Source organism: Chryseobacterium sp. KACC 21268, from assembly GCA_028736075.1.
GTDB lineage: Bacteria > Bacteroidota > Bacteroidia > Flavobacteriales > Weeksellaceae > Epilithonimonas.
In genome coordinates this window covers 3,559,868-3,572,152 of record CP117875.1, presented here as the reverse complement: position 1 = coordinate 3,572,152, position 12,285 = coordinate 3,559,868, and the positions used below count along the sequence as shown (strand labels likewise).

At 39.2% G+C, this 12,285-nt stretch carries 9 protein-coding genes; 7 read left to right on the top strand and 2 right to left on the bottom strand.

Annotation, left to right across the window (positions count from 1 at the left end):
* Nucleotides 1-11: 11 nt before the first annotated feature.
* Together PQ459_16290 and PQ459_16285 are read right to left on the bottom strand one after the other, a co-directional pair.
* Complete coding sequence (locus PQ459_16290) at nt 12-563, bottom strand: hypothetical protein (GenBank protein WDF46449.1); 552 nt, start codon at nt 561-563, stop codon at nt 12-14.
* 23 nt (nt 564-586) lie between these two features.
* Nucleotides 587-1,153 carry a hypothetical protein gene (locus tag PQ459_16285; protein ID WDF46448.1) on the bottom strand — a complete coding sequence of 189 codons (567 nt, stop codon included), beginning with the start codon at nt 1,151-1,153 and terminating at the stop codon, nt 587-589.
* Nucleotides 1,154-1,601: 448 nt separating this feature from the next.
* Here PQ459_16285 and PQ459_16280 point away from each other — a divergent pair, with 448 nt between their 5' ends.
* The 7 genes from PQ459_16280 to PQ459_16250 all read left to right on the top strand — a co-directional run bounded on the left by PQ459_16280 (nt 1,602) and on the right by PQ459_16250 (nt 12,173).
* Entirely contained in the window at nt 1,602-2,750 is a 1,149-nt protein-coding gene (locus PQ459_16280; protein ID WDF46447.1) for an efflux RND transporter periplasmic adaptor subunit, read from the top strand.
* A 98-nt stretch (nt 2,751-2,848) separates the two neighbouring features.
* Nucleotides 2,849-5,995: an efflux RND transporter permease subunit gene (locus tag PQ459_16275; protein ID WDF46446.1), complete on the top strand. Its 3,147-nt coding sequence runs from the start codon at nt 2,849-2,851 to the stop codon at nt 5,993-5,995.
* A 16-nt stretch (nt 5,996-6,011) separates the two neighbouring features.
* The gene (locus PQ459_16270; GenBank protein ID WDF46445.1) at nt 6,012-7,409 is read left to right on the top strand and encodes a TolC family protein; all 1,398 of its coding nucleotides are present in this window, start codon (nt 6,012-6,014) and stop codon (nt 7,407-7,409) included.
* A gap of 116 nt (nt 7,410-7,525) precedes the next feature.
* A complete protein-coding gene (locus PQ459_16265; protein ID WDF46444.1) occupies nt 7,526-8,218 on the top strand; it encodes an AIM24 family protein in 693 nt (230 codons plus the stop codon).
* Between the two features lie 229 nt (nt 8,219-8,447).
* Complete coding sequence (locus PQ459_16260; GenBank protein WDF46443.1) at nt 8,448-9,293, top strand: AraC family transcriptional regulator; 846 nt, start codon at nt 8,448-8,450, stop codon at nt 9,291-9,293.
* Nucleotides 9,294-9,381: 88 nt separating this feature from the next.
* Nucleotides 9,382-10,692, top strand: a complete 1,311-nt coding sequence (locus PQ459_16255; protein ID WDF46442.1) for a TolC family protein — start codon at nt 9,382-9,384, stop codon at nt 10,690-10,692.
* Nucleotides 10,693-11,042: 350 nt separating this feature from the next.
* Nucleotides 11,043-12,173 carry an HlyD family secretion protein gene (locus PQ459_16250; protein ID WDF46441.1) on the top strand — a complete coding sequence of 377 codons (1,131 nt, stop codon included), beginning with the start codon at nt 11,043-11,045 and terminating at the stop codon, nt 12,171-12,173.
* Nucleotides 12,174-12,285: the final 112 nt, after the last annotated feature.

Below are 12,285 nucleotides of genomic sequence, written 5' to 3'. Positions count from 1 at the left end.
TTTACATTCGATTATTTTTCGGTCAGAAATTTATACTTGTTGACGAAATAATCCAAGATGCCGACGCTCAAATAGTACACGCTTCCAAATAGCATATTCATCAAAATATCATTGTCATTAATCAAAAGATATGACAGCGATAAGATCAAAATGAAAAACCACAACAGTAATTTTCCTGCATAAACACTCGCAAATCTCGCAATCATTTCCTCATCTCTCACTGCTTGGGATTGAATCAAACATTGTATCAAAATTACCAAGTAACCACACAAAAGTTCCTCTTGTTGGAATAAATCAAAGGTGTAGAAGTACAAAACCGGACCAGATAAAACCAATCCGAAAATCAAAAACTTGAGAAACATATTCGCTTTTGTCATTTTCGAAAAAATCAAAATCGAGAAAATGAAAAGCGGATAAACCAAGAATACGGAATATAGCGCATATTTATAAATCAGAAGCTGAGGTGTTTCCACACCATCCGAAGTCCAAAATAGCCTGAAGTAAAGCAACGACAGGTAAAGGGAATTGAGGCTGAAGAGGATTGGTAACGATTTTGGTTTCATAGTTTTTATTTTGAAGATTAATCTTAATCCCAAATGTCTTTCAAATAAACCTCTGTGCTGTCTTTTGAACTGTAGATTTCTTGTCCATTTCCGTTGATGTCATAGTATTTGAACGTCAAAATACTGTCACCCATTTTCTCTGGTTTGAACCAACTTTCATCGGATTGTTCAGATGTTTTTATTTTTTCAAATTCAAAATCTTTTTGCGCTAGTATTCTCTTTAATTCCTTCGGGCAAGTTTTGAAATGAAGCAGAATGGCAATATCGATTTTCGGAACTGTTTGATCTTCATAATTCAAAATCTCAACGCAATTAGTTTCCGGTTTTCCAAGTAAACTTTCATAAATCTCCATCCCAGTTCTTGGTTTGCTGAGTTCCGAAACCTTGTTATAAGCCTTTTTACTAATTTGATAAGTCTTCTTCGTAATTGAAAATATTGCAATGCTTCCAATCGTAATTGAAATAAATAAAAATACGATTGATGTTATGATTAGATTTCGTTTTTTTTTTATGAGCCCAATAATTAAAAATATTAAGAAAATCAGAAACGAGATTCCGGCAAATAAAAGTTCAAGAATGACTTCTTTCATAGAATATTATTAAATGTAAATATCCAAAATAAATTTTGAATTCGCCAAATTTCTATTGTGTACAATTAATTTTCTGTAAAAGATGATAAGTAAAATTGGTAACCATTTCCGTAATCCAGGTAAGTGGTTTGTGAAAATTAGAACATAGTTTTGTTGCGAGCTAATTTATCAAGACTGAAGATGAATATTTGAAATTAATTTTTTGGATGTTGAAATCAGGATTTATCTTTTAAGAAAAGTCAAAATCGAAAAGATGTTTCAAACATTTGTTTGAAAACAATGTGTTAAATATTCATTAAAATATTTTTTTAACTGGCTGGATTTCAGTAATAATAGTTTTTCTTGATTATATTTGATAGATTTTATTATTGGATACATAATGTGTATTTTATATTTAATCAATAAATTTGAACGTTTGTTTGAAAACACATCTAAAAAATTAGTATTTATGAGGAATATCGCGCTTAGCTTTTTTGTTGTTTTAGGTCTTTTGACATCATGTTCCAAGTCAGAGAACAAAGACGAGAAAAAAGAATTACCGCCTCAACCATATCAATATATCGTTGCAAAAAGTGGTCCCGCTGAAAATTTGACACAATATCCTGCCAGACTGGAAGGGATTGAAAATGTAGAGATCCGTCCGAAAATAGACGGTTTCGTGGAAAAGATCTACATCGATGAAGGCAGCCAGGTCAGCAAAGGACAATTGCTTTTCCTCATTAGAAATCCTCAGTACGAACAATCAGTTTTAGCAGCACAAGCAACAGTAAACAGCGCAAGAGCAGCAGTTGCGACTGCACAAATGCAAGTCACAAAAACCAAGCCTTTGGTTGATAAAAAGATCATCTCCGCTTACGAACTACAGTCTGCAGAATTGGCGCTCAAATCTGCGAAAGCATCATTGGCAGAGACTCAGGCTCAATTGACGAACGCTCAAGTGAATGCAGGTTACACCAAACTTTACAGTCCTGTGAGTGGTGTGGTTGGGACTTTACCTTACAAGGCTGGAAGTTACATCAGCACAGCTACAGCGCAACCGTTAACTACGGTTTCGAATGTTTCAAAAATATTCGCTTATTTTTCAATTAATGAAAAACAACAACTTGAATTCTTCAAACACGCAGAAGGTGCGACAATTAAGGAGAAATTAAAGAATTCTCCATTGGTAGAATTGCTCCTTTCCGATGGAAGCAAATATGATGAAAAAGGTAAAATAGAATCCATCAGCGGATTGGTAGACCCGAACACAGGTTCGTTCTCAATGCGTGCCACTTTCCCAAATCCAAAAGGTCTCATCAGAAGTGGTTATAGTGCAACGGTTCAATTGCCGAACAATATGGAGAATGTCATCATCATTCCACAAGCAGCGACTTATGAACTTCAAGGTAAAGTTTTGGTTTACCTGATCGGCGCTGATAACAAAGTGAAATCCACAGAGGTCAAAGTTGAAGATCTTCCAGACGGATTGACTTACGCCGTGACTTCAGGATTGAAACAAGGTGATAAGATCGTGGTAGAAGGCATTGGTCTTCTGAAAGATGAAACCGTGGTTGTCCCAAAGGAAACGACGCTTCAAAACGTGATCGCGAGAAAATAGTCTTTCAAATTATTTCATTAATGTCTAAAGTGAGAATTGAAAGCTTTTAATTTTGGAAGTCTTTTATCTTTCCTCTTTTTTCTTTTAGTCTAAAAAATATGTTTAAAAAATTTATAGAACGTCCGGTATTATCCACCGTAATTTCCATTATCATCGTGATTCTCGGTGTTTTGGGGATTGTGACCTTGCCGGTTTCCCAATATCCAGATATTGCACCGCCAACGGTCGTGGTGAATACAAGTTACCAGGGTGCGAACGCCGACGTAATTCTCAAAAGTGTTATCGTTCCGCTGGAAGAGCAGATCAATGGGGTAGAAGGAATGACGTATATGACCTCCTCCGCCACCAATGACGGTTCTGGTTCGGTGACTGTTTATTTCAAGCAGGGTGTTGATCCAGATATTGCGGCGGTAAACGTTCAGAACAGGGTTTCCAGAGCCAACTCACTTTTACCGAGAGAGGTGACACAAGCGGGAGTTACGGTTTTGAAGAGACAAAGTTCCAACGTTTTGATCTTCTCCCTTTACAGTGAGAATCCGAATTACGATATGACCTTCCTTCAAAACTATACCAATATCAACATCGTTCCGCAGATCAAAAGGGTAACGGGTGTTGGTGATGTGACGGTTTTCGGTTCCAAGGACTATTCGATCAGAATTTGGCTGGACCCAAACAAGATGGCTTCTTATGGCTTGGTTCCTTCCGATATCAGCACACTTTTGGCTGAACAGAATATCGAAGCGGCGCCGGGAAGTTTAGGTGACGAAAGTGACCAGAGTTTCCGTTATACTTTGAAATATAAAGGTAGATTGACCGAAATTCCGGAATTTGACAATATTATTATCAAAGCGACTGAGAACGGACAAACTTTAAAGTTAAAAGACGTTGCCAGAGTGGAACTTGGTGCTCAGGATTATACAGGAAGCAGTTTTACAGATGGAAGTCCTTCCATTGGTATGGCTGTGGCGCAGACGGCAGGTTCCAATGCGCAGGAAGTGATCGACCAATCGATCGCGGTTCTTGAGAAAGCACAGGAATCTTTTCCGAAAGGTGTGAAATATGTTGCGCTTGTCAACGCCAACGACTTTTTGGATGCGTCCATTGAAAAAGTAATTCACACATTGTTTGAAGCTTTTATCCTTGTATTCATAGTGGTTTTCCTTTTTCTTCAGGATTGGCGTTCAACATTGATTCCGGCGATTTCGGTTCCGGTGGCGATTGTAGGAACGTTTTTCTTTTTAAGTATTTTCGGATTTACCATTAATCTATTGACACTTTTCGCCTTGATTTTAGCAGTAGGAATTGTGGTCGATGATGCGATTGTGGTCGTAGAAGCCGTTCACAGCAAACTTGAAAATGGCGAAAAATCACCACTTCGAGCTTCGGTAACTGCGATGGACGAGATCAGTGGCGCGATTATCAGTATTACGTTGGTAATGGCGGCGGTTTTCATTCCGGTGAGTTTTATCTCTGGTTCTGCCGGGGTTTTCTACAAACAGTTTGGATTGACCTTAGCGATTTCGATTATCTTATCAGCCGTCAACGCATTGACATTAAGTCCGGCTTTATGTGCGATTTTCCTTAAGCCACATTCTCACGAAGAGAAGAAAAAGAATTTCCTCGAAAGATTCTTTACCAATTTCAACATCATTTTTGATGCGATGGTCAAAAAATATACGAGAGGGATTTTGTTTTTATTAAAGAAAAAATGGATTGCTTTCGCAGGTCTCGCGGTTTTCGCTGGAATCTTCGTTTGGCTAATGAATACGACACCGAAATCCTTCGTTCCGAGTGAAGATATGGGTGGGATTTTTATGGATATCTCGCTTCCAATCGGTTCCAATGAAAACAGGACGAAGGAAGTGATGCAAAAGGTGGAAAACATCGTCAAAAAACAACCGGAAGTTCTGCACATCTTTAAAGTTTCTGGTCGGGGGATGATAAGTGGAAGTGGTTCCAACAACGGAATGCTCATCGTCAAACTAAAAGACTGGAAAGACAGAACCGATAAAGGTACCGACCTTCAATCTTTTGTTGCGAGAATGTACAAAGAAACCGCTGGAATTAAGGATGCAAAAATGACTTTCTTCGGAAGACCAACGCTTCAAGGTTTTGGTAATGCCGCAGGTTTCGAGATGCAGATTCAGGACCAGAAAGGTGGAAGCATCGCCGACTTGACCAAAGTGACCAATGACTTCATCGATAAAATGAATCAGCAACCCGATATTCAAAGAACGTTCACATCTTTCAATCCGAACTATCCGCAATATATGATTGATATTGATATTGCCGCAACGAAAGCCGCAGGATTCTCTGTTAATGATATCTTGACGACAATGCAAGGTTATTACGGTGGTGTTTACGCTTCCAATGTCAATCTTTTCGGTAAACAATATCGTGTGATTTATCAAGCGCCTTTCGAAGACAGAGAAAATCTGGAAAGTTTTAATATGATTCAGGTTCGAAACGCCAATGGCGAAATGGCTCCTTTGAGCAGATTCATCACAGCAAAAAGAGTTTACGGACCGCAGGCAATCGGCCGATTCAATCTATTTACAGCCATCTCTCTGAACGGAACACCAAATCCTGGTTTCTCTTCTGGAGATGCAATCAACACCGTAGAAAGAGTGGCGAAGGAAACTTTACCTCAAGGTTACGGCTTCGAATTTTCCGGATTGACGAGAGAGGAAGTTACCGCTGGAGGACAAACGGTTTACATCTTCATCTTATGTTGTGTATTCGTTTATTTCCTTTTGGCAGCGCAATATGAGAGTTATATCTTACCATTTGCAGTAATGTTGTCATTGCCGGTTGGTTTGGCTGGCGTAATGATGTTCAGCAGCTGGATTGGTGGTTCTAATAATATCTACACGCAGATTTCCCTCATTATGCTAATCGGACTCTTAGCGAAAAATGCGATTCTAATTGTAGAATTTGCCCTAGATGCAAGGAAAAAAGGTTACACGATTGCACACGCAGCAATCAGTGGTGCGAAACAAAGGCTTCGTCCGATTTTGATGACCTCATTCGCGTTCATTTTCGGTTTGATTCCATTGGCGATTTCAACTGGAGCAGGAGCGGTTGGTAACCAATCCATCGGAATTGGAGCGATTGGAGGAATGCTTTTCGGAACCATATTCGGAGTGTTTTTTATTCCGATTTTGTTTGCAATCTTTATGTATTTGCAAGAGAAAGTGAGCAGCAAAAAAGTGTCTGATAAGTATGAAGGCGAACTAAGCGAATAACCAAAAGTTGAGAACAATGAATTTAAAAAATCTAATCATATTAGCAGGTGTCGCTGGTTTCTTTTACTCGTGTAAAGTCACAGATACTTATAAAAATCCCGAGGTCGAGCAAAGCCGAAAGGACAATCTCTTCCGACAAAAAACCAACAACGACAGCACGTCTGTCGCAAATGTGCAGTGGAAGCAGATTTTCACCGATGAAAAACTTCAAGGGATTATCAATAAGACCATTCAGAACAATCTGGATTTAAAAATAGCTGTGACCAGGATTCAGGAAGCCAGCGCGGTTTTCAAACAATCGAAACTGCAAAATCTTCCAAGTGTAGATGGTGTTGCCTCGATTACAGAAACTAAAAACAGTGGCGCAGCGCAAGGTGGCAACTTTGTAATGCCTGATTTATTGGTTTACAGATTGGGGATTTCCACAGGTTGGGAAATAGATGTTTGGGGAAGAATCAAAGCACTGAAAAACTCAGCTTACGCAGGATTTCTTCAGACCGACGCAGCGAAACGTGCTGTCCAGACACAAATGGTTGCTCAGGCCGCCAGTTTGTATTATCAATTGATTTCTTTAGATAAACAATTGGAAATCACCAAGCAAACCATCGAACTCCGTAAAAAAGATGTGGAAACTGTCGAACTTTTGATGGACGCCGCTTATTTGACCGGAGCAGATGTGGAGCAGAGCAAGGCCAATCTTTATTCAGCGCAGCTGACGGTTCCGGATTTGGAACTGCAAATCCAACAGACAGAAAATGCCTTGACTATTTTGATGAATGACAATCCGCAATCCATCGAGAGAAATTCCATCGATTCCCAAGTCGTTTACACTGATTTGAAAACCGGAGTTCCTGCATCACTACTGAAAAACCGTCCCGATGTTCAGGCTGCAGAATTGACCTTCCGACAAGCTTTTGAAAATAAAAATATGGCAATGGCGCAGGTTTATCCTACCATCAGCATCACGGGAACTTTGGGCTTATCGTCCAGAACTTTGGAAAGTTTTTTCACCAATTCTTTATTTTACACGCTTGGAGGAACGGTAACGCAGAATATCTTCCAAATGGGAACCAGAAAAGCACAGGTCAGAATAATGGAAGCCCGAAAAATGCAGGCCTACTATACATTTGAAAAGACTTTGTTGACGGCGGGCTCCGAAGTTTCAAACTCATTACTGTCTTATCAAAAAGCGAAAGAAAAAGAAACCACAAGACAACTTCAAATCCAGTCTTTGGAAAAAGCGTTGGAATACAACAAGGAATTGTTAACCTACTCATCTAATACCAATTACGTGAATGTGTTGACGTCCGAGCAATCCTTATTACAAGCCAGACTTTCCGGCGTTAATGACAAATTACAACAATTGCAAGCCGTTACAGAATTCTACAGAGCACTCGGAGGCGGACAATTTTAGAGACCAAATTTTTACCTATTATATTTAAAACCTGACAATTTTGTTGGGTTTTTCTTTATTTAATATCAATCCTATCAAAAAAATCAGTAGTTTGGTAAGACCAAAAAAAATAAAGTATGAGCAAATTTTCAATCGAAGCTTTCGTCAACGAGACCAAAGAAAACTCACAGGAAAAAGACTATTTTGAGCTGGAGAAACCAGAACTTCTGGAAATCAACCTCAACAACCAAGCGGTCTGGACAAAGGCCGGAAGTATGGTCGGCTACGTCGGGAACGTCAATTTCGAAAGACAAGGAATGCTTTCAGGCGGACTGGGCAACCTTCTCAAAAAAGCAATTTCTGGCGAAGGCACAAAACTGATGAAAGCCGAAGGAACCGGCAGATTGTACGTTGCAGACAACGGCAAAAAAGTAAGAATCCTTTACCTGGAAAATGAATCCATCTCCGTCAACGGAAACGACGTTTTGGCGCACGACCAAAGCATCAAAAGCGACATCAAAATGCTAAAAAGCATCGCAGGCGTTATGGCAGGCGGACTTTTCCAAGTAAAACTTACCGGAACCGGCCATATCGCTATCACGACCCACGGACATCCGCTAACCCTTTTGGTAACGCCAGACGCACCGGTTTTCACCGACCCAAATGCCACAGTTGCGTGGTCCGGCAATTTAACACCAGAACTAAAGACCAACGTTTCCCTAAAAAGCCTCATCGGCAGAGGAAGTGGCGAAGAATTCCAGATGAAATTTTCCGGCAACGGTTGGGTGTTGATTCAGCCATACGAGGAAGTTTACGTCGTGACAAAATAAATTTTTAGGAGCTTAATCCCGCTATCCACTATTACTCCTCGCGCCAAAGCTTTTCCCAAGGCTTGCTGTGGGGTAACCGTTACTATCGGGGCTATGAAAGTCCAAAAACCTCAGAACATTTTCTCTGAGGTTTTTTGTTTAACTTTTCTTATTAAAACAAATGAATTCTCTAATTTCTAAAATCTAATCTCTAACTTCTTTTAAAAATTAGAATCGTTAAATTTGCATTATGTCTGCTTTAGAAAAATTCGGGGTTGAGATTTTTACGCAACATAATATCTTTGAAAGAATCTCCGCCGACAAACCTTTCCGTCCTGATAATCCTGCTTTTATCTTTATCAGAAGCGGTTCTATCAAACTGCGACAGCATTTCAGTGACCTCGAACTGTCTGCAAATATGTTTATGGTGACCGACCCGCAGACCGTTTATGAACTCATTTCTGTGAGTGATGATTTTCAGTCGAGGATGGTTTCTTACAAACGGGAATTTATTTCCGCTTTGTCTCTGAAATTCAACCGTTTGATTACGTATCGTTACTTCCGTCAGCAGATGAATGTGGGGGTTCCTTTTCATCAGGATGATATGGATGTGGTCTGGAAAAGTGTCAATTTTTTAAAATATATTCTCGATTCTCAGACTGAAATGACCTACAAAAAAGAAATGGTGGAACATCTGTTCTCAGTCTTCTGTTACCAGATGGCCGGAATTATATCCAGCGAGGACAGCAATTCGATGAATCAGATGTCTAGGCAGGAAGAAATAGTTTTCGTTTTTCTCAATGATTTAGCTTCTCATCATCATAATGAAAGAACGGTGGAGTTCTATGCCGAACGACAGTCGATTACAACCAGACATCTTTCGTCAGTAGTAAAAACCATTACAGGAAAGTCGGCGAGTCAGATTATTGCTTTAATTGTAATCAATGAAGCAAAAGTGTTATTAAACTCTTCTAAAAAGCCTGTTTCAGAGATTTCTACAATTCTTGGTTTCAGCGACCAGTATTCGTTTTCTCACTTTTTTAAAAAACATTTACAAGTAAGTCCTTCTCAATACCGAAATCAGTTCGAAGGTTAAAATCCTACATTTGGACATCTTTTTCCAAATCTCAAACATTTGTTTGATATTGCATCCGTCGTAACTTTGCTTCGTAAAACAAGGTAAAATGACAAAGAATATAAAAACAGCACTGTCACTCGTGATGGCTATCTTTCCTGCGCTGTTTTTTTCACAAGAAATAAAACAGCTGACAGCAAATGAAGTTGCCGAACTGGCGCTTCAGAATCACTACCAATTGAAGATTTCGGCACAGAATATCAATATTGCCAAACAGCAGACGGATATTACCAAACTTCAGAAACTCCCTTCCATCACAGCTTCTACAACTCAATTTTATTTGGGAAATGTGGTGGCAATCGACAAAGATTTTTCTAACTCAACCGCGATTCCGATGCCTCATTACGGAAGTACGTATGGTGTGCAGGCTACTCAATTGATTTTCAAAGGCGGATTGGTCAATAAATCAATTGAATTGGCAGGACTTCGTGAACAGCTTTCTGAACTGGATTTAGAAAAGAATCAGCAGGATGTAAAATTTTTAGTGATTTCAAATTATCTGGATGTTTATAAAATCATCAACCAACAATCGGTTTTTGATAATAATAAAAAACTGGCTCAGCAACGTTTGAAGAACATCAACGATTTCTACAAACAGGGAATGGTAACGAGAAATGAAGTCATCCGTGGGGAACTGGCGATTAAAAATCTTGACCAAAGCATTCTGACTTTAGCCAACAACAGAAAAATCCTTAATTACAATTTAAATATTGGTTTAGGATTGCCTGCCGATACCGAAATTATTCCCGTTGAAAATTTAGAAAATAAAGAATCAGGAATTGGGATGGATTATTATTTAAATCTCGCTCACGACAGCAATCCACAATTGAAATCTGCGCAAACCAACATTGGTGTTGCCGACAAAAATATTGAAATCATAAAAACCGACAGAATGCCCACGCTTTCCGGTTTCGGTGGGTACAGTCTGCAAAGGCCGATTACCAATAGAAATCCTGTACTGGATATGTATGCGAGCGGTTGGCAAGGTGGAATTTCTTTAAGCTACAACATCGATAATCTGTATAAAACCAAAGAAAAAGTAAAGCTGGGTGAATTCCAGAAAGCGCAGGCCAATGACGCTTTGACTTTAACCCAACAGAATATTGATATGAATGTAAACGCTTCTTACGTCAAATATCAGGAAGCAATTCAGCAGGCCGATATTTTAAATGATGCGAAAAGACTGGCGGAAGAAAACTATAAAATCACCGAAGCAAAGTATCTTAATCAGTTGGCGGTACAGGCAGAAATGATTGATGCGCAAAACCAGAAACTACAGTCTGAACTGGACTTTGCAAATGCGGAAATCAATGTGCTGTATCAATATTATAATTTACTGAAGTCGACTGGGACGCTTTAATTTCAAATGTAAATTTTCAAAAGAATTTTTCTTTGCCCCAACCCTAAAGGGAGGAAAAATTCTCTTGAAAATTGGTCAAAATTACGCTTTAGGGCTGGGGAAATAATTTTGAACAATTTTTAAATGACTAAAATCAGTAATAGAAAAAATAAATAAACATAAATTCAAAAAGTTGATTGTATTAAGCTTTTACGTAAGCTTTGCGAAGCAAATTTATTTGCCTTTGCACTCTTAAAATTAAGCGGTTTCAAATAAAATCTTTGCGTTAAAAACGGCATTGCGAACTCAAAACATTTAATAAGAAAAACCTCTCTGAACGTCGTGTTCAAAAAAGATATAAAACAAAAACAATGGAAAACAAGGAACAAAATACTCAAGATACACAACCACAAGCGCCGGTAAAACCTGTGGTTTCAAGTGCTGAAGCCAAGAAAAAACAAAACAGGAAAAATAAAATCAGAGCCATCATTTCAAACGTTATTGTTTTTGCGGTGATTGGTTTCGGATTGTTTTGGCTGATTCGTCAGTACTTTCACATCGGCGACAAAACCTATACGGAAGCGGCTCAGGTGGAGGAATTTATCAATCCAATCAACACAAGGGTTTCGGCTTACATTAAGGAAATAAAATTTATCGAACATCAGCAGGTGAAAAAAGGCGATACGTTGGCCATTTTGGATGACCGTGAAATTATCACGCAGCTCGGGCAGGCGGAAGCGGCATATCAAAACGCTTTGGCGCAACGTTCGGCTACAGGTTCTTCAATCAATACCGTTTCCAACAACGTCAGCGTGATGGAATCCAATATCGCTGGAGCAAAAGCAAGATTGTGGAATGCCGAACAGAATTTAGGCCGATACAAAAACCTTTTAGCAGCAGAAGCGGTGACGAGACAGCAATTTGACCAGGCCAAAACCGAGTACGATGCGCAAAAAGCAGCCTACGAAACTTTGGTCAATCAGAAACAATCGGCCAACCTTTCGACAACCGAAGTGAAAAGCAAATTAGGCATCAACGATGCAGAAATCAAAAGAACAAAAGCTGCTTTGGATATGGCGAAAATCAATCTTTCTTACACCGTTATCACTGCGCCGTACGATGGTGTGATGGGAAGAAGAACGATTTCTGAAGGACAGTTAATTCAACCCGGACAACAAGTTGCAACCATCGTTTTAAACAATCAAAAATGGGTAACCGCTAATTTCCTTGAAAGCCAGATGCCAAATATTAAAATAGGTGAAAAACTAATGATGACTGCCGATGCCTTAGGTGGAAAACAGTTTGAAGGAAAAGTCACCGCAGTTTCCGCAGCAACCGGTTCAAGATATTCAAGCGTACCGACTGATAACTCAACCGGAAACTTCATCAAAGTACAACAGAGAATTCCCGTAAGAATCGAGTTCACAGACGCCAACAAAAAAGAAGATGTGGCGAAACTGAGCGCGGGGATGAATATGAATGTAAGCCTGGATGGTCAATAGTGAATGGTCAATGGTCAATTTTCAACAATGTCAATAATGAATGGTTAATGGTCAATTTTTCAACGGCTCAAAATTCACAATTGATTCATTCACAATTCAAAAATAAAGTATA